Below are 21,708 nucleotides of genomic sequence, written 5' to 3'. Positions count from 1 at the left end.
CGTTGCAGCTTCGACACGTGCGCTGCACCGGAGATTCGGGAGACACCCCGGTCGGAGCGTCGGACGAGACGGCGTGTCCGCCGAAACTCCGGCCGACGGCACGGCCCGCTCGCCGGCCGACGGGTCGACCGTGGTTGACCCGTGGTTGACCCGTGGTCAACGGGTGGAGCAGCTCAGGCGTGCTCGGCCGAGTCGGCCAGGTAGCGCGTGATCGCGTCCTTGTTGCGGCTCAGGCAGGAGATGCGACGCTCGAGTTGTTCCCGCTGTTCGGTGAGTGAGGCGACGATCTCGGGGTCGAGGGTCGTGATGCGGATCGACGGGCTGCCCGTGTTCAGGCAGGGCAACAGCTGCTTGATGATCCGGGTGGGGATGCCGGCCTCGATGAGTCCGCGGATCTGCTCGACCCTGTCAACAGCAGCCTCGGGATAGTCGCGATAGCCGTTGTGCGCCCGCTCCGGGCTCAGCAGCTCCTGTTCCTCGTAGTAGCGCAGAAGCCGCGCGGGCGTCGCGGTTCTGGAGGAGAGTTCCCCGATGCGCATGGGCGGCCTTTCGACTGGATTTGACCTTAACACTAATGGCAAGGTTCCACACTGGGGTCATGTCATCCACACTCGCCGTTCCGGCAACGGGTTCGACCCCACTTCCAACCGCGCGGCTCCCCCTCGGCGGCCTGCTCGCGCTCGCCGCCGTCGTGTTCACCGGCGTCGTCACCGAAATCCTCCCGGCCGGCCTCTTGCCGCAGATGAGCGCCGACCTCGGCATCTCCGATTCCCAGGTCGGCGCCCTCGTCGCCGTGTACGCGGTCGCGACCGCGATCACCGCCATCCCGCTCACCGCACTCACCCGGGCGCTCCCGCGCCGCACGCTGCTCGTCTCGCTGGTTCTCGGTTTCGCGCTCGTCAACGCCGTGACGGCCCTCGCACCGAGCTACGCCGTCATCCTCGTGGCCCGCGTCATCGGCGGAATGCTCGCCGGGCTGCTCTGGGCCATGGCGGCCGGCTACGCCATGCGCATGGTCGCGCCCGAACGCGCCGGCCGGGCGCTCTCCGTCGCCATGGTCGGCACCCCGCTCGCCTTCGCCTTCGGCCTGCCGATCGCCACGGCGCTCGGCTCGGCTCTGGGCTGGCGCGAGGCGTTCGGCGCAATGGCCGTGCTCAGCCTCGGTCTGGCGCTCTGGGCGGCACTCGCCCTGCCGTCGTTCCCGGGCGAGCGAGCCGGCGAGCGACCGTCGCTGCTCGCCGTGCTGCGGATGCCGGGGCTCGCCGTCGTGCTCGCGACGACCGGGGCGTTCGTGCTCGCGCACAATGTCGCGTACACCTATATCGCCCCACTCACCCGGGATTCCGGGCTGTCGGAGCACCTCGATATCGCGCTGCTCGTGTTCGGGGTGCTCGCGGTCGGTGGCGTGCTGACGGCCGGTGCTCTGGTCGACCGGCAGCTGCGCGGCATGGTCGTGATCGCCGCGATCCTGCTCGGCGTCGCCATGCTGGCCATCGCCCTGTGGGGCGGTGACCCCGTCGTCGTCTTCCTCGCGATCGGGCTGTGGGGCTTCGCATACGGCGGGGCGCCGACCCTGTTCCAGTCCGCGCCTGCGCGCATCGCGGGATCGTCGGCGGACGTGGCCCAGTCGATGGTGGTCGCCACGTGGAACGGCTCGATCGCGATCGGCGCCTTCGTGGGCGGGGTGGCGCTGGATGCCGCCGGCGTCTGGCTGCTGCCGTGGCTGACGATCGCGCTGCTGGCGCTCTCGGTGGCGCTCGTCGCGAGCTCACGCGCCGCGTTCGCCCGGCTGAGCTGAGCCAGGCGCGGACCACCCGGCCCGGGCGCGGCAGAAACTGCGCCTGCGCGGCAGGCGGTACCGGCGCGAACCGGTGGTTTCTGCCGCGGATGCCGGGGGAAAAGCGCGGGAGGGCGCGGCCGGGCCTAGTAGAACATCGGCCGATCGTCGTCGTCACCGTCGAGCTCGACGTCGACGACGACGGGCACGTGGTCGCTCGGGCCGTCGCCCTTGCGCTCCTCGCGGTGGATGGCGGCATCCGTCACCGCGTCGGCGAAGGCGGGCGAGCCGAGGATGAAGTCGATGCGCATGCCCTCGTTGCGGGGGAAGCGCAGCGCCTTGTAGTCCCAGAAGGTGTAGCCCTCCGGCACAAGCGGGCGCACGACGTCGCTGACGCCGGCGGCCTCGAGCGTCGCGAAGGCGGCCCGCTCGGCGGGCGAGATGTGCGTCGAGACGCCGGGCACGAAGCTCGGGTCACCCATGTCGCTCTCGAGCGGCGCCACGTTGAAGTCGCCCATCAGCGCGAGGGCGAGATCGGGGTTCGCCGCCAGCTCGGCGCGCGTGTGCTCGGTGAGGGCCGCGTACCAGTCGAGCTTGTACGTGTAGTGCGGGTCGCCGAGCGCGCGGCCATTCGGCACGTACAGGCTCCACAGTCGCAGATCGTTGACGGTCACGCCGATGGCGCGCGCCTCCTGCGGTTGGTCGGGCCCCTCGAGCCCCTTCAGGAAGCCGGGCATGCCTGCGAAGCTCGTGCTGACATCGGTCATCGGATGCCGGCTGGCGAACGCCACGCCGTTCCACTGGTTCAGCCCGTGCACGGCCAGCTCATAGCCGGCCTCCTCGAAGGCCTCTGCCGGGAATTGCTCCGGCTTGCACTTGATCTCCTGCATGGCGAGCACATCGATGTCCTCGCGTACGAGCCAGTCGGCGACGCGGCCGACGCGGGTGCGGATCGAGTTGACGTTCCAGGTGGCAATGCGCATGGAACCAGCCTATTTGGCCGAACGGTGCACGGACACATCCGAACGGGTGCCCCGGGCTGGCAAGATGGGGCTGTGACGGGATTGCAGATCGGCTACGCCGCCATGCTGGAGCGCTTCGCCCCGGCGGAAGCCGTCGCGCTCGCCGCGCACGCCGAGGCGCACGGATTCTCCGGCGTCATGGCCAGCGACCACTTCCAGCCGTGGGTTCCGGCGCAGGGCGAGTCCTCCTTCGTGTGGAGCGTGCTCGGCGCGATGGGGGAGCGCACCCGGGGCGCGCTCGGCACCGGGGTGACGACGCCGGGGTACCGGATGCATCCGGCGACGGTCGCCCAGGCATCCGCGACCCTCGCCGCGCTGAACCCCGGCAGGCACTGGCTCGGCATCGGCTCCGGTGACGCGCTCAATGAGCACGTCGTCGGCGGCTACTGGCCGGAGGCCCCCGACCGCATCAACCGCATGTTCGAGGCGGTCGACGTGATCAAGAAACTCTTCTCCGCGTCAGCGGCCGGGCGCGACGTGAAGCACACCGGGCAGTACTTCCGGCTGGAGTCGACGAGGCTCTGGACGATGCCGGAGGTGGCCCCGCCGATCTACGTCGCGACCGCCGGGCCGATCACGGCCAAGCGGGCGGGCAAGACGGTCGACGGCCTCATCACATCCGGGGCTCCGCGCGAGAAGCTCGAGCATCTGCTGTCCCGGTTCGCCGGGGGCGCGCGCGAATCCGGGCGGAACGCCGACACGCTGCCGAAGGTGCTGCAGCTGCACCTGTCCTGGGCTCCGAGCGATGAGGAGGCGACGGCGAACGCGCTCCGCGAGTGGCCGAACGGCGGCATGCGCTTCGCCGGGAGCGACATCCGTTCGCCATTCGAGTTCGACCAGATCGCGCGCATGGTGCGCCCGGCGGATTTCGAGGGACGCATGCTCATCTCGAGCGACCCAGACGCGCACCGCGCGCACATCCAGAGCTTTCTCGACCTCGGCTTCGACACCGTGCACCTGCACAACGTCGGCCGCAACCAGCGCGAGTGGATCGAAGTCTTCGGCCGCGACGTACTGCCGAAACTGCGGAGGTGACGCAATGGCACAGAATCGTTTCATCCCGAGTCGCCTCACGACGTGGCCGCTTCCCGGCATGCCGGAGGTGCGGCCGGGCGACGACCTCGTCGCCATGATCGCGGATGCCGCGCGAGCGGCCGCAGAGCCGGGCGAGCCCGAGTCGGGGCTGGTGGACGGCGACATCCTCGTGGTCACCTCGAAGATCGTCTCCAAAGCCGAGAGTCGCATCGTCGCAGCCGCCGACCGCGAGGATGCCATCACGGCCGAGACGGTGCGCGTCGTGGCCACGCGGGCGCACCCGGGCGGCGTCACGCGCATCGTCGAGAATCGTCTCGGAATCGTCGCCGCGGCCGCCGGGGTCGACGCGAGCAACACCGCCGACGGCACCGTGCTGCTGCTGCCGCTCGACCCCGACGCCTCGGCCCGCGAGCTCGCGGTCGGCCTCCGCGCGTTGACCGGTGTGCGCGTCGGCGTGATCCTCAGTGACACCCTGGGCAGACCGTGGCGCGACGGCCAGACCGATGTCGCCATCGGGGCCGCAGGGGTGCACGTGTTTGACGACCTCCGCGGTTCGACGGATGCCGCAGGCAAGCCGCTGCAGGTGACGATGCCGTGTGTGGCCGACGAGATCGCGGCCGCCACCGACCTCGTCAAGGGCAAGGCGAGCGGGTGCCCGGTCGCCGTCGTGCGCGGTCTCGGCCGTTTCGTCGGCGAGCTCGATCTGCCGGGAGCCGCCTCGATCGTGCGGCCCTCCGAGCGGGACATGTTCCGACTCGGCAGCGAGGAGGCCCGCGCAGAGGGCGTCGCGGCGGGCTACGAGGCCGGTCTGGTCGAGGGCCGAGGGCTCGGCTACAGCGACGGTTACGCCGACGGCTTCGCCGAGGCCGACGCCGAAGACGCCTGAGCGCGCCACCTGAGCGCGCCACCTAAGCGCGCCACCTAAGCGCGCCGCCTTAGCGCGGCGCCGTAGCCGGTCGGCGGATGCGCGCCGCGACACGCCGCTGGCTGCCGCCCGAATGGCCTGTTTCGGGCCTCGCATCCGCGCACCGGCTGCAGTCGTGCGCGGATCGCATGCCGCCGATCCACCGGTGCACCCCCCCGAACGAGGGGCATTCTCCCAGTGGGGTTCGCGGGCGCGGCGCCTGCTCGCGCGACACGCCGCGAGGCTCAGAGCGAATACCCCCCGTTTGGTGGGTCACGCGCCCACTGTTGCCCGGGGTCTGCGCCGTGAGAGCATCGGAACTATGACTCTCACGCTCGGATACAAGGCCTCGGCCGAACAGTTCTCGCCCCGCGAACTCGTGGAGATCGCGGTCTCGGCCGAGAAGCACGGCTTCGAATCGGTTGCGGCGAGTGATCACTTCCAGCCCTGGCGGCACGAGGGCGGCCACGCACCGTTCTCGCTGGCGTGGATGGCTGCCGTCGGTGAGCGAACGTCGACCATCCGCATCGGCACCAGCGTGATGACCCCGACGTTCCGTTACAACCCCGCCGTCATCGCTCAGGCCTTCGCCACGCTCGGCTGCCTCTACCCGGGGCGCGTCATGCTGGGCGTCGGCAGCGGCGAGGCGCTCAACGAGATCGCGACCGGCTTCCGCGGTGCGGGCGAGCAGGACTGGCCAGAATTCCGCGAGCGTTTCGCCCGCCTGCGCGAGTCGATCAGCCTCATGCGTGAGCTCTGGGCGGGTGACCGCGTCAGCTTCGAGGGCGAGTACTACTCCACCCACGACGCCTCCATCTACGACCGCCCCGACGGTGGCGTTCCCGTCTACATCGCCGCCGGCGGCCCCGTTGTGGCCAAGTACGTCGGCCGTGCCGGTGACGGCTTCATCTGCACCTCCGGCAAGGGCATGGAGCTCTACACCGAGAAGCTGCTGCCGGCTCTCCGCGAGGGCGCAGAGGCGGCAGGGAAGGACTACGACGCCATCGACAAGATGATCGAGATCAAGCTCAGCTACGAGGAGGACGAGCAGACCGCCCTCGACAACTGCCGCTTCTGGTCGCCGCTCTCGCTGAGCCCGGAGCAGAAGCACGACATCACCGACCCGATCGAGATGGAGAAGGCCGCTGACGCGCTGCCGATCGAGCAGATCGCCAAGCGCTGGATCGTCGGCACCGACCCGGACGCGACCGTCGCCGAGATCAAGAAGTACACGGATGCCGGCTTCAACCACCTCGTCTTCCACGCCCCCGGTCACGATCAGGAGCGCTTCATGGAGCTGTTCGAGCGCGACCTGGCACCGCGGCTGCGCGCGCTCTGACGACGCGGCCCCGGCCGATCCTGAGTGTTCTCCACTGATCGCTTGCGCTCAGGGGGGACGGGCGTAGCCTGAACACATGCGCGCCCAGAGCACTCGGGCGTCCGGGGCAACACGCCGCTGGATTCCCGCAACAGTCATACCGGCCATCGCCGCGCCGATCGTGATCGGTGTCGGTGTCGTGCTCGTGCCGATGGCGGCCAACGCCGCGGTCGACCTCCCCGATCTGACGCCGGCCGAGCTCATCGAGCTCGCCGCGTCGAGCGAGGTTGACGCCCTCTCCGGCACGATCGAGCAGCGCTCGGAGCTGGGCCTGCCCGATCTGGCAGCGCTCGGCGGTGCGATGGGTGGCGCGGCAGGCGGCACGGGCGACGACGGTTCCCCGGATGGTGCCACGGCATCCGCCAGCGATCTTGACGACCTGCTCTCGCTCGCCACCGGCACGCACACGGCCAAGGTCTACCTCGACGGCCCGAACGCGCGGATGCAGGTGCTCGACCGGCTTGCGGAGCGCAACGTCTACGTGTCGCCGGACGGCGTCTGGATCTACGACTCGGCCGAGAAGGCCGCCACCCACGTCACCGTCGACACCGCAGCGCTCGCCGCGCTGAAGGACGAGCTGCGGGCCGAGCACGCCGCCGATCCGCAGGCTGACACCGCACCGCTGCCGACCCCCGAGTACACGCTCGAGCAGGCGCTGGCGGCGGTGGACGAGACGACGGAAGTCACCGTCGGCACCGACGCCCGTGTCGCCGGCCGCGGAGCCTACGAACTCGTGCTCACCCCGCGCGACAGCGAGACGCTCGTCGGCGAGGTGCGGGTCGCGATCGATGCCGTGACGGGTGCGGCGCTCGCGGCATCCGTCACCGCGAGCGGCGAGGATTCACCGGCGTTCAGCGTCGCGTTCACGGAGGTCTCCTTCACGGCGCCGGACGCCACGGTGTTCGCCTTCACCCCGCCGCAGGGGACCGCGGTGACCGAGCACGCCGTTCCCGTGCCGACCGCCGCCGAGCTGCGGCAGCTGAAGGCGGACCACGAGGCGGGCGCCGACGGCACAGACAGCGGCCAGCCGCGTCCGATCGTGCACGGTGATGGGTGGAGCACGGTGATCGAACTTCCGGCGGGCTCGGACGGCGCTGCGGCGGGTCTGGGCGCGGAGGGGATCGCGATGCTCGACACGATCGCGGAGCGCGTGGACGGCGGACGGATTCTGGCGACCTCGCTCGTGACGGTTCTCATCACCGATGACGGCCGCGTGTTCGCCGGTTCGGTGAGTCCGGAGCGGCTGCTCGCGACCGCGGACGCCGCGAGTGAGCGCTGACGGGCGCCGCGAGTGGCCGACTTCGCGATCGAGACGCAGGGCCTGTCCAAGCGTTTCCGCTCGCAGCTCGCCGTCGACGGCATCGACCTCGCCGTGCCGAGCGGTGCCGTCTTCGGCTTCCTCGGCCCGAACGGCTCCGGCAAGACCACCACGATCCGCATGCTCCTCGGGCTCGTCGCGGCCAGCTCCGGTTCGGCGCGGGTGCTCGGCACCGAGATGCCCGGTGGAGTCGGCCGGGTGCTGCCGCGGGTCGGCGCGCTCGTCGAGGGGCCGGCGTTCTCGCCGTACCTCTCCGGTGAGGCGAATCTGCGCCGCTTCGACGCGGCCGATCGCGGTGCGCCGGGGCGGAGCAGGTCGGCCAGGGTCGCCGCAGCCCTCGACAGGGTTGGACTCTCACACGCCGCCGGCAAGAAGGTGCACGCCTACTCGCTCGGCATGAAGCAACGGCTTGGGCTCGCGAACGCCCTCCTCATGCCGCGGGAACTCCTCGTGCTCGACGAGCCGACGAATGGTCTCGACCCGCAGGGCACGCGTGAGGTGCGCGGCCTGATCCGCTCTCTCGCCGATGACGGCACGACCGTCTTCGTCTCGAGCCATCTCCTGGCCGAGGTGGAGCAGATCTGCTCGCATCTCGCCGTGATGCGGGCCGGGCGGCTCGTGGCGCAGGGCACCCTCGACGACTTCCGCAGCGCCGGAGAGGCGACTGTGCGGGTGCAGACGCCGGACCCTGCGGCGGCACGGGCGGTGCTGGCGGGACTCGGGCTCGAGCTGGAGCAGGCGGTCGGGCCGGATGCCGCGGCGCCCGCGCCCGGCGGGGCGGCCGGCGCCGTCGACGGCAACGCGCTCGTGATCGCCCGCCTCGACGGGCGCCCACCGGAGACCGTCGTCGCCGCACTCGTCGCCGCCGGTGTGCGCGTGCGCGGCTTCGAGGCGGCACACGCGAGCCTGGAGCAGCGCTTCGTGGACCTCACCGGGGAGGGGTTCGACGTTGTCCAGTGAAGCCCGGTCCAGTGACGCCCGCTCCAGTGAGGCTCAGCCAAGTGCGCCCCGGCACCCCGATATCGCCGTCGGCGCGTCGGCGTCTGGCCTGGCCGGTGGTTCCGGATCGGGCGGTGTCGCGGCATCCGCTGCGCTCGTCGGCTCGGAGCTTGCCACGCTGTTTCGCCGGCGTCGCACCGCGGCGCTCGCGGCGGCGCTCGCGCTGATCCCGATCCTGATCGGCGTCGCGATCCGCCTCGCCGGCGATGGAGGCAGCGGCCGCGGGCCCGCGTTCCTCGACCAGATCACGAACAACGGCCTCTTCGTCGGCGTCACGGCGATCACCGTCGCGACCCCGCTGTTCCTGCCGCTCACGATCGCCGTCGTCGCGGGCGACACGATCGCGGGGGAGGCGAGCCACGGAACGCTCCGCTACCTCCTCATCGCACCGGCCGGGAGGGTGCGGTTGCTGCTGGTGAAGTACCTGAGCGCCGCCGTGTTCTGCCTCGCCGCTGCCATCACGGTGGTCGTCGTCGGCACGCTCGTCGGCTGGGCGTTGTTCCCGATCGGGCCGGTCACCCTGCTGTCCGGAGTGACGGTCGGGGTCGGGGAGGGGCTGCTCCGGCTGCTCGGCATCGCCGCCTACGTTGCCGTGTCGATGCTCGGCCTCTCGGCGATCGGGCTGTTCTTCTCGACGCTCACGACCGTGCCGGTCGGCGCGATGGCGGCGACGGCAATCCTCGCCGTGACCGCGCAGATCGTCGGTGCGCTGCCGCAACTCGAGTGGCTGCATCCGTGGCTCTTCACGAACCACTGGTTCGGCTTCGCCGATCTGCTCCGGGCGCCCATCTCCTGGGACTCCTTCGCCGACAACGCGCTGCTGCAGGCCGGCTACATCGTGGTGTTCGGCGCGCTGGCCTGTGCCCGATTCCTCAGCAAGGACATCCTCTCCTGAGCGCCAGCCGGACCGCACGATAGTCTGTCGAGAGCATTGGCCGGGCCGATCTCAGTGAGCGTGACGACGGACTCGGCCGCAAGGGGGAGGAACGTGGGCGTGCCGGAGGCGACATCAACCATCGAGCGCCCCGATGGCGCAGGCACTGGCAGCTCCGAGCGCGGGTCGGTCTTGGCGAGCGCCACCCGCCACGCCGCCTGGGGCCTGCTCGACGGCCCGGAATCCCTGGTCGTCATTCGCGCTCTGCCCGGCATGGGCAAGACCCGGCTGGTGCGCTCCTGGGTCGAGGAGCGACGCCGGCGTATCGGCGACGATGTCGTGCTCCTGAGCGCTCGTGATCTGGGCGCACCCTTCCGCGAGGTCTTCCGCGACGAGCAGCGCCGGATCGTCGTGATCGACGACGCCGATGCGCTCTCCGGAAGGCAGCTGGCCGAGCTCTACGCCGAGCTGCTGGCCGACCAGACGCGCAAGGGGGTCGTCTGCTTCGGCACTCTGGGCGGCGCGAGCGAGATCGCCGCTCCCGACGGGCTCACCCTGCGGGAGATCGGCGCCGCCCATCTCAAGCTCTCGCTGGAGCAGATGCCCGCCGCGCTCGCAGACTGGACGGGCGGCGTGGTGTCCGCGGAGTGGGCCCCTGCCATCCACGAGGTGTCCGACGGCTGGCCGGGGTTGGCGCGTCTGCTGGCCTCGGAGCTGGCGCACCCCTCGTCCCCGGAGCCGGCGGCGGGCGAGCGCATGGGCCCGGCCGAGCTGATCGCGGTTCCCCCGGTGGAGAACTGGATCCGCGCCGCGGTCGATGCGGCGATTGCCGATGCGCGCGCGCAATCGGTGCTGCGCCGGATGTCGCTGGCCCCCGTGATCGTGCCCCGCCACCGGGAGCTCATGGCGACGCACGACGGCGCCGGCATCGACGACGCTCTCGTGCGGGCGCTGGGCGGGCTCGGACTCTTCGAGCAGAACAGAACCGAGCAGAACCGAACCGAGCAGACCAGAACCGAGCAGACGCGCAGCGACGACGGCCGCGGCCGCCTCCGGCTGGTCTCCGGCGTTCGCACCGTGGTCGAGAACGACACCCGCAGCACTCACGCCGCGGAGTACCGCCGCTGGAATCGGCTCTTCGCCGATGGCCTCGTCAGCCACGGCGGACGGGACGAGATCTGGATCGCGCTGACACACGCCAGGGCCGGTGAGGACTGGGACCTGATGGCCACGCTCTGGCCCCGGCACGGTCTCGGCCTGCTCAACCGCAATTTTGCGGCATCCGTCGCCGCCTATTCCGGGCTGCCAGAGGAGGCCGTGCAGCTGCACCCGGGGTTGCGGCTGGCCCAGGTGGTGCTCGCGAGCATCGGGGCCTCGGCCGGAGACGGGCCGGGCATCTGGCTGCGCTCGGCCACGGGAACGGCCAGGAAACTGGCGTCGGCCCTGACCGCCGTGCCGACCGCCGACGGGCTGATCGGGCTGCTGAGCGCGGTCATCGTGCACCAGCGCGTGACGGGGTCGATCGAGGCCGCGCGCGACACGGCGAACAATGTCGAACGCGAGCTGCAGTTGCGGGCGGGGCGCGGCGACCTGCCAAGCGACTCCAACCGCGCCTGGTGGCAACTGCAGCGCGCCGTGACCATGCTGCTCGTCGAGGAGCTCTCGGAGTCGATCGCGCTGGCCACCGACGCCTACGAGCTCGCGGTCGGCGCCGGCATCGATGCCGAGCACGTCGTCGCCAATGCGACATCGCACCTCGCGCTCTGCAACGTGCTCATCGGTTCGGAAGGTGAGGCGGCGGAGTGGCTGGCCGTCGGCGAGCCGAGAGGGCCACTCCGCTGGCACGATTCCGTCACGAGGGCCCCCGCTCGGGTGGCGGAGACGCTGCTGGCCACTGAACGGCTCGACCGAGCGCGAGCCGAGCTCGCCGCGGCGCCCATGGGCAACGGCTCAGGGCCGCTCGAGATGTGGCCGTTCATCGCAGCCGCCGCGGCGCGCCGAGAACTCACCTTCGGAGATCCCGTCGTGATGCTCGCCGAGTTCGACAGGGTCGAGCGCGCGCAGACGCTGATCGGACGCACCGGCACGGGCGGCGGCGCCATCATGCTGGCCCGCACCCGCGCAGACGGGCAGATCGCGGTCGGGGATGCCGGCCGGGCCGTCGACGTGCTCGAGACAGCAGCCAACACGCTCTTCGGCGCGAAGGTGGATGAGGTGCCAGAGCTGCTGCTGCCGCTCGCGCGAGCCCAGCTCTATGGCGGGCAGAGCAAGAAGGCGGCGCGGCTGGCGTTGCGGGCCGTGAACTCGACGAGCACCTGGCACGGCGACCAACTGGAGGCGTATTTCATCGTCGCCGAGGCGCAGCTGCGCGAGGGCTCGCACCGGGAGGCTGCAGCGACCTTCGCACAGGCGCATGCGCTCGCCACCCGTCGGCAGAACTGGCGGGCATACCTGACGATCCCTGCGGCATCGCTCAGCACGCTGCTTGCGGCGATCGGCTCGGTGCTGCCGGATGCCGCGCAGGCCAGCATCGCCGCTGCCACCCCGTTCTACCCCGAATCGGAGTCGATCGCCGAGCTCTCCGGGCGGGAGAGCATTGTGCTCGGCGCGCTCGCCGACGGCGGGTCGACGGCGACAATCGCAGCCTCGCTCTCGGTCTCGCCGAACACGGTGAAGAGCCAGATCGCCTCGATCTACGCCAAACTCGGCGTGCGCGACCGCGAGGCCGCACTCGTCGTCGCCGAGCGGCGGGGGCTCATTCAGCGCCAGGACTGAGCATGGCCTCAGCGCCGTGCCACCGAGCCGGCAGTCACGGATTCGGCCAAGGCGATGGCATCTGCGGCGATAGCGGCCGTCTCCTCGACGGAGTGGAACCAGAGCGGGCGCACGAGCGGGCGGATGCCTGCCTCCTCAAGTCGCGGGGCGGCCGCGGCATCGGCCGGGTCGACGAGCCACCCGTCGATGAGTCCGCCGCCGGGTCCGGCACCGTGGACCTCGCCGCTGGGCCCGCTGCCGCGCGCCCCGTAGTGCTCGGCGACGGCGACGGCGCTGGTCTCGACGCCGATCGCGTGCAGGCAGGCGTCGGCCATTCCGCGCACCACAGATCCGCCGATGATCGGGGAGACCGCGATGACGGGGGCAGCGGTACGGCGCACGGCCTCCGCGATGCCGGGGATGCCGAGGATCGTGCCGATCGAGACCACCGGGTTCGACGGCGCGAACAGCACGAGGTCGGCATCCGCGATCGCCTCGAGCACTCCGGGAGCCGGGCGCGCGTCGGCGACGCCGTCCTGGGTGAAGGCGAGCGCGGGCAGGGCGGCGCGGTGTCGCACCCACCACTCCTCGAAGTGCAGCTGGCGCGTGCCGTCTGGCGCATCGCCGTCGGCGACCGTCACGAGCGTCGGCACCTCGTCGTCGGTGGCCGGGATCAGGGTCACTCCCGGGCGCCAGCGGGCGCAGAGTCGCCTGGTGGCCTCACTGAGCGGCAGGCCGTCGCGCAACCACGAGCTGCGCGCGATGTGCGTGCCGAGGTCGAGGTCGCCCAGCGTGAACCACGGCCAGCCAACGCCGTAGGCGGTGAGCTCTGCGCTCACCCGCTCGCTCTCGTCGCGGCGCCCCCAGCCGCGCTGCTCGTCGGCCGCGTCGCCGAGGGCGTACATGATCGAGTCGAGGTCGGGGCAGACCCGCAAGCCGGCGAGCCAGAGGTCGTCGCCGGTGTTGGCCACGACGGTGACCGAGGCCGTCGTGCCAGAGCCCGGAACGCTCTCGGCCGAGCCCGCGGCGCCGGATGCCGGCCACTCCGTGCGCAGGTGGTGCAACAGCCCGCGGGTGAAGCGCGAGCCGCCGACGCCGCCGGCCAACACCACGATGTGCGGCGGGCGGCCATGCTCGACGCCGCTCACAGCGCGGCCGCCGTCTGGGAACCGATGGAATCGGCTTCGGCCGGCAGCGTCGAGAAGGCGAGCAGCAGCCGCCCGGTGCGCGGATGCGTCAGCGCCGTCGCGTCCACGCCGTAGACCGCGCGGATCAGCTCCTCGGTGAGCACGGAGGCCGGTGGCCCGGCCGCCACGACCCGGCCGGCTGCGAGCACGATCACGTGGTCGGCGAACGCCGCGGCCAGGTTGAGATCGTGCAGCGCGGCGAGCGCGGTGAGTCCGCGCTCGGTGAGGCCGCTGACGAGGGTGAGCGTGTCGAGCTGGGCCCGGATGTCGAGGTGGTTGGTCGGCTCGTCGAGCAGCAGCAGCCGCGGCTCCTGCGCCAGCGCCCTGGCCAGGTTGACCCGCTGGCGCTCGCCGCCGGAGAGCGTGCGGTAGAGCCGCCCTGCCAGCTCGAGGGCGCCGACATCGGCGAGGCAGCGCAGCGCGAACGCGCGGTCGTCGTCGCCCGGCGCGGCGAAGAGGCTGCGGTGGGGCGTGCGGCCGAGCAGCACGGCATCCGTCACCGAGATCTCCGACTGGCTGTCGGCGTGCTGCTCGGCCAGGGCCACGACGCGGGCCCGGCTACGGCGGGACGCCGTGTCCAGTCGCTCGCCGTCGAAGTGTACGGTTCCGGGCGATGCCACGGCGTGCGCGGTGCCGGGTGCCTGGCGCTGCGGTGCGGGGTCCTGGGTCAGGACCCCGGCGATCAGGTGCAGCAGCGTGCTCTTGCCCGCACCGTTCGGGCCGACGAGTGCGCCGAGACGGCCGCTCGGCAGGGTGCAGTCGACGCCGTCGATCACGAGGCGTCCGGCGCGGGTGATGCGCAAGCGCTCGGTCTGCAGGCCGGGCGCTGCGGCATCCACGAGCCCGAGGGCATCGGGCGCCGTTGTGCGCGTGATGGTCATTGCGCGCTCCGATTCTTGAGCATGATCATGGCGAAGACCGGCCCGCCGACGATGGCCGTGAGGATCCCGACCGGCAGTTCTCGCGGGTCGAAGAGGGTGCGGGCGCCGGTGTCCATCCAGAGCAGGAAGATGGCTCCGGCCAGGGCAGAGAGTGGCAGCAGGCCGCGGTGGCCGGGGCCGATGAGCAGGCGGACGGCGTGCGGCAGCACCAGCCCGACGAAGCCGATCGCGCCGCTGACCGCGACGAGGGCGCCGGTGAGCAGTGCGGTCGCGCCGAGCAGCGTCCAGCGCACCGGCGTGACCGGTACGCCGAGCGCCGATGCGGCCGTGTCGCCGAACGCGAAGGCGTCGAGCACGGTTCCGCTGAACAGCAGGGGAACGCCGATCACGAGCAGCGCGACGCCGGCGATCACGACGGCGGGCCAGCGGGCGCCGGCCAGTGAACCGAGCAGCCAGTTGAGGATCTCGCGGTAGCTGTCGCCGGTGGCGCTCCAGAAGATCACGAGGCTGGTCAGCGCGGCAAAGACCGCCGAGACGGCGATGCCGGCCAGGATCGTGCGGCTCGGGCTGAGGCCGCCGGCGGCGCTCGCGAGCCCGAGGGTGGCGACGAGCGCGAGCAGGGCGCCGACGAAGGCCGCGATCGGCAGGGCGATGGCCGCGCCGAGCACGATCACGATGACGGCTCCGAGGGAGGCGCCCGAGCTCAGGCCGAGCAGGTACGGGTCGGCGAGCGGGTTGCGCATGAGGGCCTGCATCACGGTTCCGCAGAGCGCGAGCCCCGCACCGACGGCCGCGGCGGTGAGCACGCGGGGCAGCCGCAACTCCCAGACGATGCCGTCGCGGAGCGCGGACGGGGCCTCGACCCCGAACAGCTCACCGAGGCCGAGGTGGGTCAGCACGCTCGCCAGCACCTCGCTCGGGCTGAGGTCTGCCGGGCCGATCGCGACGGCCAGCAGCACGGATGCCACGAGCACCAGCCCGAGCACCGCAGCCACGATCCCCGTGCGCCCGCGCCCGCCCGCCCGGCCCCCCTCCTCGGGGAGCGGGGCGGGCGCGATGGGGGAGCGGGCCGGGGCGGCGCTAGTCACCGAGCGACTCCAGCTGCGTGTTCAGCGAGGTGACGGCCTCGACGTTGCGGACTCCGGCCTCTCCGGCGGGGAAGGGCACGATCAGGTAGTCGCCTGCCTGCACCGCGCTGAGCTTCGCGGTCGCCGGGTTCGACTCCAACAGGGCGATCTTCGACTCCGCGGTGTTCCACGCGGCGTCGACGAGCACGATCACGTCCGGGTCGGCGGCCACGATGGCCTCCCAGCCGAGCGGCGACCAGCTGTCCTGCACATCGGCGGCGACGTTCTCGAGCTCGAGCGCGTCGAGGATCATCTGGGGTGCGCCGATGCCGGCGCCCACGTAGGGGGTGTCGCTGCCGGAGCTGTACCAGAGCGCGCTGCGCCCTGCACCGGCCGGTTCGACGGCGGCGAGCTCTGTGCGCTGCGCGGCGACGAGCTCTGCCGCGGCATCCTGCACGTCGAAGATCTCGCCGATCTGCGTGATCTCGGCGAAGACCTCATCGAAGTCGAGTGGGTTCGGGCGGTACGCCTCGCCTTTGCAAGCGGCGGGGGAGACGAAGCTGTTCACGCCGAGGGCTGCGAGGGTCGGGCGGTCGCCTGCGCCCTCCGCGCTGAGGTTGGACTCCCAGCCGGCGTAGACGAGATCCGGCTCGAGCTCGAGCGTCGCCTCCTGGCCCGGCACCTTGTCGCTGAGCACGGGGAGCGCGGCGGCCTCCGCCGCCCAGGCCTCGGACGCCGGCCCATCGCCGAAGGCGGAACCGACGATGCGGTCGCCGAGGCCGAGCGCGAGCAGCATCTCGGTCGAGGTCGACTTGATCGTGACGACGCGCTCCGGAGCCGCCGTGACGGTGACCTCGGTTCCGCAGTTGTCGATCGTGAGCGGGTAACCGGTCTGGCTGGTGTCGCTCGCTGCCTCCTCGGGTGCTGCCCCGATCGTGTCGGATGCTGGCGCGGCGCAGCCGGCGAGCAGTGCGAGCGTCGCGGCGGCGGTGGCCACGGCGGACACGCGGCGGCGAATCGGGTGCGCGGCGCGCGGCGCAGTGATGAACGGGTTGACGGGGAGCATGGAACCTCCGGACAGGGTAATGGCAGGGAGATCCGAACACAGTCGGTGACCTGCAGCCCAAATCCAGGCCGGCTCGACCCCGCCATGCAGGCGGGGGGTCGCGTTCAGCCTAGACCCACGACGCGTCCGAGCGCCAGAGATTTCTGGCTTTTGGATCCAGAAACTTTCGGAGTCCGCAGATGACGGTGCGTTTCCGTGGCCGGTCAGCGGATGCGTGCGCCCGAAACCGGCGAATCGGGGCTGCTCGGCGGCGTGTCGCGCCGCGCATCCGCGAACCGGCTGCGGGCAGCCGGCTAGGCCTCCAGCGTGTAGAACGCCGGCGGGCCCGGCAGCGCGGCAGCGGCCAGCGCCTCGGCCACCGCTGCGGCGTTGCCGCGCACCATGCCCGCCGTCACCCGCACGAAGCCGGGGCCGACCCCCGGCACCGAGCCGAGGCCCCTGGCCGTACCGGTGCCCGCGCCTGCGTGCACGGCCCCGCCGGCGAGGAAGGGTGAGCCGGGGGCGACGCGGATGCCGACCGCCGCCAGCTGCACGAGGGCAGCGCGCTCGTTGGCCACGGGCAACCACAGGTTGATGCCGTCGGGCAGCGCGGCGCCCTCCGCTCCGGACGCAGCATGCACCCCGCGGAGGGCGAGCTCGGCGCTCAGCGCCTTCTGCCTGGAGTAATACTGCCGTCTGGCCTCCGTCACCTCGTCCAGCGCGGTGCCATCGGTGAGCAGATCGGCGAGGATTCGCTGCACCATGCGGGACGTCCATCCCGGGCCGAGCATGCGCCGCGACACGATGCGGTCGATCAGCTCAGCCGGACCGCCGAGGGCGGCAATGCGCAGATCGGGCCCGTGCGACTTCGAGAAGCTGCGCACGTGCAGCACCTGCGCCGGAATCCACTGGCCGAGGCTCACCGCCGGCGCCGTGCTGATGGCGCCGGAGTGGTCGTCCTCGATCACCATCACCCTGGAACCGTTGCGGGAGGCCGTGATCACCCGCGCCAGTTCGTGGGCGCGCTCAACGGGCATCGAGGCGCCTGTGGGGTTCTGCGCCCGCGGCTGGAGCACAATGGCCGACGGGCCCTGCAGCATCGCGGCGGCCAGGGCGCTCGGCACGATGCCGTTCTCGTCGATCGCCACCGGAACCACCGTGGCGCCGAGGGCGCTCACCAGGTCGAAGAACGCCGGGAATCCGGGATTCTCGAGCACCACCGTGTCGCCGAAGCGCACCACGGCTTCGAGGCTGCGCGAGACGGCGTCCAGGGCACCGTCCACCACTGTCAGTGATTCGGCGCGGTACGGCCAGCTCTCGTCGAGCACCCGCCCGAGTGCGGGAATCACCGGCAGCTCGTGGTAGCTCGCGGTCTCCGCGTGCACCGAGACGCGGGAGAGTGCCGGCCCGAGCGTCGGCAGCAACAGGGGGTCCGGCGTTCCGCGGGAGAGGTCGAGGTGGGCGGCATCCGGGGCCAGCTCCGCACCGGCGGCCAATCCGAGCATGCGCGGCGGCAACCAGGCCCGCGGATGCTGCCGCACGAAGCTTCCGGCCCGGCCGCGTGATTCGATCAGCCCGGCTTGGCTGAGCGCCTGCCAGGCGTGGCTGACCGTCGCGGGGCTCACGCCCAGCGTCGCGCCGAGTTCACGCACCGTCGGCAACCGGTCACCGGGCGCGAGTTCGCCGCTCGTGATGTGCCTGGCGATGGCCGCAGCGATGCCGCGCGGCGAAGAATCGCCGATCAGTTTCCAGATCTCATTCACGAAACTCTTGCCTCCCGGAGCTTTCAGCAACATGATGATTAACGCGTGTGTCACACAGTGAAACAAAAGAGAAATGTTTACGCCGAACAATAACAGAACGAGCAACGGCGCTCGGTTCGGCTCAACCGCTCGGCGTTGGTGACTCACACGATTTGCCACCGCCGGCACCCCGCAGTGCGAAACGCATGGCGGCTCAAACCCAGTTTGATCAGGCGCAGTGGAGGCAAACATGACGGCAAACACGAGGACCGGCGACACCCCCAACATCGTTCGGGCAGCACTCACCCAGACCACCTGGACCGGCGACAAAGAATCGATGCTCGACAAGCACGAGCAGTTCGCCCGCACCGCCAAGGAGCAGGGCGCCGAGGTCATCTGCTTCCAGGAGCTCTTCTATGGCCCGTACTTCGGCATCACGGAAGACGCCAAGTACTACGACTACGCGGAAGCCTCCGACGGCCCGATCGTGCAGCGCTTCGCCGCGCTCGCCAAGGAGCTCGGCATGGTGATGATCCTGCCGATCTACGAGGAGGACCAGCCGGGTGTGTACTACAACACCGCCGTCGTCGTCGATGCCGACGGCACGATCCTCGGTCAGTACCGCAAGCACCACATCCCCCACCTCGACAAGTTCTGGGAGAAGTTCTACTTCCGTCCCGGCAACATGGGCTACCCCGTCTTCGACACCGCCGTCGGACCGATCGGCGTCTACATCTGCTACGACCGGCACTTCCCGGAGGGCTGGCGCGAGCTCGCCCTGAACGGCGCCCAGATCGTGTTCAACCCGAACGCCACCAAGCCCGGCCTCTCTAACCGGCTCTGGGAGATCGAACAGGCCGCTGCCGCCGCCGCCAATGGCATGTTCGTCGTGGCATCCAACCGCGTCGGCAAGGAAGACAACGAGTACGGCGATCTCGCCGTCAGCTTCTACGGCTCGAGCCAGGTGCTCGACCCGCGCGGCAACTGGGTCGGCGAGCTCGGCTCGGCGACCGAGGAGGAGGTGCTCGTGCGCGACCTCGACATGAGCCTCGTGCGCCAGGTGCGCAACGACTGGCAGTTCTTCCGCGACCGCCGCCCGGAGTCCTACACCTCGATCCCGAAGCCGTAACCGAGCTCGACCAGACGCAAGGAGGATGACATGGCAACGACTCTCATCACCGGCGGAACCGTGGTCACGTCCACGGGCAGGGCGGATGCCGATGTGCTCGTCGACGGCGAACGCATCGTCGCCGTGCTCCAGCGCGGCAGCGTGCTGCTCGGCACCGATCTCCGCGCCGGCGTCGATCACGTGATCGACGCGACGGGCAAGTACGTGATCCCGGGCGGCATCGACGCGCACACCCACATGTCGCTGCCATTCGGTGGAACGGCGGCATCCGACACCTTCGAGACGGGCACCAGGGCGGCGGCCTGGGGCGGCACGACGACGATCATCGACTTCGCCGTGCAGAGCCACGGCCAGAAGGTGCAGGACGGCCTCGCCACCTGGCACGGCATGGCGGCCGGCCAGTGCGCCATCGACTACGCCTTCCACCAGATCATCGGCGACGTGAACCCCGACTCGCTGGCCGCCCTCCGCGGGCTGCCGGACGAGGGCATCTCCAGCTACAAGATGTTCATGGCCTACCCGGGCGTCTTCTACAGCGACGACGCCCAGATCCTGCGCGCCATGCAGGTCGCGGCCGACACCGGCATGATGACGATGATGCACGCCGAGAACGGCCCGGCGATCGACGTGCTCGTCGAGCAGCTCCTCGCACAGGGCAAGAGCGACCCGTATTACCACGGGGTCGCGCGCGCCTGGCAGATGGAGGAGGAGGCGACGCACAGGGCGATCATGCTTGCCAACCTCACCGGGGCGCCGCTCTACGTCGTGCACGTGAGCGCCAAGCAGGCCGTCGAGCAGCTCGCCGCGGCCCGCGACAACGGCCAGAACGTCTTCGGCGAGACCTGCCCGCAGTACCTCTACCTCTCGCTCGAGGACAACCTCGGCGCGTCGAGCGAGGAGTGGGGCAGCTTCGAGGGCGCCAAGTGGGTGTGCTCGACGCCGCTGCGCTCCAAGGAGGAGGGCCACCAGCACCACATGTGGCAGAGCCTGCGCACGAACGACATCCAGATGGTCTCCACCGACCACTGCCCGTTCTGCATGAAGGGGCAGAAGGATCTGGGCCTCGGCAACTTCTCGAAGATCCCGAACGGAATCGGCTCGGTCGAGCACCGCATGGACCTGCTCTACCAGGGCGTCGTCGACGGCCAGATCTCGCTGGAACGGTGGGTCGAGATCACGAGCACGACCCCGGCGCGCATGTTCGGCATCTACGGCAAGAAGGGCGTGATCCAGCCGGGGGCGGATGCCGACATCGTCGTCTACGACCCGAACGGCCACACCTCGATCGGCTACCCGGTCGACGCGGACGGCAACCCGACCGGGCGCAGCCACCACATGAACATGGACCACTCCGCCTGGGAGGGCTACGAGATCGACGGCCACGTCGACACCGTGCTCTCGCGCGGCAAGGTCGTCGTCACCGACCGACAGTACGTCGGCGCGAAGGGCGACGGGCAGTTCGTCCGGCGCGGCCTCAGCCAGTACCTGATCTAGGCGGCACCCGCGCACGTCATCGCCCGCATCGCATTCTTCGCACTTGGAAAGGGAAACAGATGGATTTTGGAGCGGTACTGCAGACAAACCCGCCGTCTGCACGCACGGTGCAGCTGGCCAAGCTCGCCGAGGACCACGGCTTCACCCACGTGTGGACCTTCGACTCGCACCTGCTCTGGCAGGAGCCCTATGTGATCTACAGCAAGATCCTGGCCGAGACGCGCAAGGTGATCGTCGGCCCGATGGTGACGAACCCGGCCACCAGGGACTGGACGGTCACCGCCTCGACCTACGCGACGCTCAACGAGATGTACGGCAATCGCACCATCTGCGGCATCGGCCGCGGCGACTCGGCCGTGCGCGTCACGAACGGGGCGCCGACGACGCTGAAGACGCTGCGGGAGTCGATCCACGTCATCCGCGAGCTGGCGAACTCGCGCGCGGTCGAATACAACGGAGCGACGCTGCAGTTCCCGTGGAGCACGGGATCGACCCTCGACGTCTGGGTCGCCGCGTACGGCCCGCTCGCGCTCAAGCTGGCCGGCGAGGTGGGCGACGGCTTCATTCTGCAGCTCGCCGACGTCGACATCGCCGCGTGGATGATCAAGACGGTGCGGGATGCCGCGGAAGCGGCGGGGCGTGACCCGATGTCCATCAAATTCTGCGTCGCGGCGCCGATGTACATCGGCGACGACTGGGAGCACATGCGCGACCAGTGCCGCTGGTTCGGCGGCATGGTCGGCAACCACGTGGCCGACATCGTCGCCAAGTACGGCATGCACGGTGACCCTTCGACAGGCTCAGGACGGGGCGTTCCGGAGGCGCTCACCGACTACATCGCCGGTCGTGAGAGCTACGACTACAACGAGCACGGCCGGGCGGGCAACACCCACGCCAGCTTCGTGCCGGACGAGATCGTCGACCGCTTCTGCATCATGGGAACGGCCAAGGAGCACATCGAGAAGCTCGAGGCGCTCAAGGCGCTCGGCGTCGACCAGTTCGCCGGCTACCTCCAGCACGACAACAAGGAGGAGACGCTGCGGGTCTACGGCGAGACCGTGATCCCGGCGCTCAGCGAGCACATCACGGCCAAGGCATGACG

General features: G+C 70.7%; 18 protein-coding genes. 11 read left to right on the top strand and 7 right to left on the bottom strand.

Annotated features, from left to right (window positions below; all coding sequences use genetic code 11):
- Nucleotides 1-173 precede the first annotated feature (173 nt).
- Entirely contained in the window at nucleotides 174-539 is a 366-nt protein-coding gene (locus ASC66_RS05910; protein WP_055835859.1) for a MerR family transcriptional regulator, read from the bottom strand.
- 59 nt (nucleotides 540-598) lie between these two features.
- Between ASC66_RS05910 and ASC66_RS05905 the strand changes: the two genes are divergently transcribed.
- On the top strand, nucleotides 599-1,798 hold the full coding sequence (locus tag ASC66_RS05905; protein WP_055835857.1) for an MFS transporter: 1,200 nt from the start codon (nucleotides 599-601) through the stop codon (nucleotides 1,796-1,798).
- A gap of 125 nt (nucleotides 1,799-1,923) precedes the next feature.
- On the opposite strand, the gene ASC66_RS05900 is transcribed toward ASC66_RS05905, so the two are convergent.
- Entirely contained in the window at nucleotides 1,924-2,760 is an 837-nt protein-coding gene (locus ASC66_RS05900) for an exodeoxyribonuclease III (protein WP_055835855.1), read from the bottom strand.
- A gap of 72 nt (nucleotides 2,761-2,832) precedes the next feature.
- Here ASC66_RS05900 and ASC66_RS05895 point away from each other — a divergent pair, with 72 nt between their 5' ends.
- The 7 genes from ASC66_RS05895 (at nucleotide 2,833) to ASC66_RS05865 (ending at nucleotide 12,082) form a co-directional block, all read left to right on the top strand.
- Entirely contained in the window at nucleotides 2,833-3,834 is a 1,002-nt protein-coding gene (locus tag ASC66_RS05895) for a TIGR03557 family F420-dependent LLM class oxidoreductase (protein WP_286145578.1), read from the top strand.
- A gap of 4 nt (nucleotides 3,835-3,838) precedes the next feature.
- Nucleotides 3,839-4,720 (top strand): coenzyme F420-0:L-glutamate ligase, encoded by an 882-nt coding sequence (locus ASC66_RS05890; RefSeq protein WP_055835852.1) that lies wholly within the window; start codon nucleotides 3,839-3,841, stop codon nucleotides 4,718-4,720.
- A 340-nt stretch (nucleotides 4,721-5,060) separates the two neighbouring features.
- Nucleotides 5,061-6,077, top strand: a complete 1,017-nt coding sequence (fgd, locus tag ASC66_RS05885; RefSeq protein ID WP_055835850.1) for a glucose-6-phosphate dehydrogenase (coenzyme-F420) — start codon at nucleotides 5,061-5,063, stop codon at nucleotides 6,075-6,077.
- A gap of 76 nt (nucleotides 6,078-6,153) precedes the next feature.
- The gene (locus tag ASC66_RS05880; protein WP_055835847.1) at nucleotides 6,154-7,395 is read left to right on the top strand and encodes a LolA family protein; all 1,242 of its coding nucleotides are present in this window, start codon (nucleotides 6,154-6,156) and stop codon (nucleotides 7,393-7,395) included.
- A gap of 12 nt (nucleotides 7,396-7,407) precedes the next feature.
- A complete protein-coding gene (locus ASC66_RS05875; protein ID WP_055835845.1) occupies nucleotides 7,408-8,394 on the top strand; it encodes an ABC transporter ATP-binding protein in 987 nt (328 codons plus the stop codon).
- 88 nt (nucleotides 8,395-8,482) lie between these two features.
- The gene (locus tag ASC66_RS05870; RefSeq protein ID WP_200944764.1) at nucleotides 8,483-9,328 is read left to right on the top strand and encodes an ABC transporter permease; all 846 of its coding nucleotides are present in this window, start codon (nucleotides 8,483-8,485) and stop codon (nucleotides 9,326-9,328) included.
- 93 nt (nucleotides 9,329-9,421) lie between these two features.
- Nucleotides 9,422-12,082: a helix-turn-helix transcriptional regulator gene (locus tag ASC66_RS05865; protein WP_055835840.1), complete on the top strand. Its 2,661-nt coding sequence runs from the start codon at nucleotides 9,422-9,424 to the stop codon at nucleotides 12,080-12,082.
- Between the two features lie 8 nt (nucleotides 12,083-12,090).
- Here ASC66_RS05865 and cofD read toward each other — a convergent pair whose 3' ends face one another.
- The 5 genes from cofD to ASC66_RS05840 all read right to left on the bottom strand — a co-directional run bounded on the left by cofD (nucleotide 12,091) and on the right by ASC66_RS05840 (nucleotide 18,004).
- Nucleotides 12,091-13,209: a 2-phospho-L-lactate transferase gene (gene cofD / locus ASC66_RS05860; RefSeq protein ID WP_055835837.1), complete on the bottom strand. Its 1,119-nt coding sequence runs from the start codon at nucleotides 13,207-13,209 to the stop codon at nucleotides 12,091-12,093.
- Nucleotides 13,206-14,129, bottom strand: a complete 924-nt coding sequence (locus ASC66_RS05855) for an ABC transporter ATP-binding protein (protein WP_082492041.1) — start codon at nucleotides 14,127-14,129, stop codon at nucleotides 13,206-13,208. The genes cofD and ASC66_RS05855 overlap by 4 nt, the downstream gene beginning before the upstream one ends.
- Nucleotides 14,126-15,217, bottom strand: a complete 1,092-nt coding sequence (locus ASC66_RS05850) for a putative F420-0 ABC transporter permease subunit (RefSeq protein ID WP_082492040.1) — start codon at nucleotides 15,215-15,217, stop codon at nucleotides 14,126-14,128. The genes ASC66_RS05855 and ASC66_RS05850 overlap by 4 nt, the downstream gene beginning before the upstream one ends.
- Nucleotides 15,210-16,262 (bottom strand): putative F420-0 ABC transporter substrate-binding protein, encoded by a 1,053-nt coding sequence (locus tag ASC66_RS05845; RefSeq protein ID WP_082492039.1) that lies wholly within the window; start codon nucleotides 16,260-16,262, stop codon nucleotides 15,210-15,212. The genes ASC66_RS05850 and ASC66_RS05845 overlap by 8 nt, the downstream gene beginning before the upstream one ends.
- Before the next feature lie 293 nt (nucleotides 16,263-16,555).
- Nucleotides 16,556-18,004 carry an aminotransferase-like domain-containing protein gene (locus tag ASC66_RS05840; protein ID WP_235496709.1) on the bottom strand — a complete coding sequence of 483 codons (1,449 nt, stop codon included), beginning with the start codon at nucleotides 18,002-18,004 and terminating at the stop codon, nucleotides 16,556-16,558.
- 229 nt (nucleotides 18,005-18,233) lie between these two features.
- Here ASC66_RS05840 and ASC66_RS05835 point away from each other — a divergent pair, with 229 nt between their 5' ends.
- The 3 genes from ASC66_RS05835 to ASC66_RS05825 are packed head-to-tail and all read left to right on the top strand — an operon-like array spanning nucleotide 18,234 to nucleotide 21,706.
- A complete protein-coding gene (locus ASC66_RS05835; RefSeq protein ID WP_055835832.1) occupies nucleotides 18,234-19,112 on the top strand; it encodes a nitrilase-related carbon-nitrogen hydrolase in 879 nt (292 codons plus the stop codon).
- A gap of 30 nt (nucleotides 19,113-19,142) precedes the next feature.
- Nucleotides 19,143-20,606, top strand: a complete 1,464-nt coding sequence (gene hydA, locus ASC66_RS05830) for a dihydropyrimidinase (protein WP_055835829.1) — start codon at nucleotides 19,143-19,145, stop codon at nucleotides 20,604-20,606.
- A 59-nt stretch (nucleotides 20,607-20,665) separates the two neighbouring features.
- A complete protein-coding gene (locus ASC66_RS05825; RefSeq protein WP_055835822.1) occupies nucleotides 20,666-21,706 on the top strand; it encodes a TIGR03842 family LLM class F420-dependent oxidoreductase in 1,041 nt (346 codons plus the stop codon).
- Nucleotides 21,707-21,708 lie beyond the last annotated feature (2 nt).

The sequence above is a fragment of the Leifsonia sp. Root4 genome (assembly GCF_001425085.1).
GTDB lineage: Bacteria > Actinomycetota > Actinomycetes > Actinomycetales > Microbacteriaceae > Microterricola.
Note: the sequence above shows the minus strand (reverse complement) of the source record. Positions and strands in the feature narration are given on the sequence as shown.

Bases quoted from the DNA above. Each gene is read 5' to 3' on its own strand.
- ASC66_RS05825 (WP_055835822.1), top strand. From the start codon at position 20,666: ATGGATTTTGGAGCGGTACTGCAGACAAACCCGCCGTCTGCACGCACG.
- ASC66_RS05900 (WP_055835855.1), bottom strand. From the start codon at position 2,760: ATGCGCATTGCCACCTGGAACGTCAACTCGATCCGCACCCGCGTCGGC.
- ASC66_RS05835 (WP_055835832.1), top strand. From the start codon at position 18,234: ATGACGGCAAACACGAGGACCGGCGACACCCCCAACATCGTTCGGGCA.
- ASC66_RS05905 (WP_055835857.1), top strand. From the start codon at position 599: ATGTCATCCACACTCGCCGTTCCGGCAACGGGTTCGACCCCACTTCCA.
- hydA (WP_055835829.1), top strand. From the start codon at position 19,143: ATGGCAACGACTCTCATCACCGGCGGAACCGTGGTCACGTCCACGGGC.
- ASC66_RS05880 (WP_055835847.1), top strand. From the start codon at position 6,154: ATGCGCGCCCAGAGCACTCGGGCGTCCGGGGCAACACGCCGCTGGATT.
- ASC66_RS05855 (WP_082492041.1), bottom strand. From the start codon at position 14,129: ATGACCATCACGCGCACAACGGCGCCCGATGCCCTCGGGCTCGTGGAT.
- ASC66_RS05910 (WP_055835859.1), bottom strand. From the start codon at position 539: ATGCGCATCGGGGAACTCTCCTCCAGAACCGCGACGCCCGCGCGGCTT.
- ASC66_RS05890 (WP_055835852.1), top strand. From the start codon at position 3,839: ATGGCACAGAATCGTTTCATCCCGAGTCGCCTCACGACGTGGCCGCTT.
- fgd (WP_055835850.1), top strand. From the start codon at position 5,061: ATGACTCTCACGCTCGGATACAAGGCCTCGGCCGAACAGTTCTCGCCC.
- ASC66_RS05845 (WP_082492039.1), bottom strand. From the start codon at position 16,262: ATGCTCCCCGTCAACCCGTTCATCACTGCGCCGCGCGCCGCGCACCCG.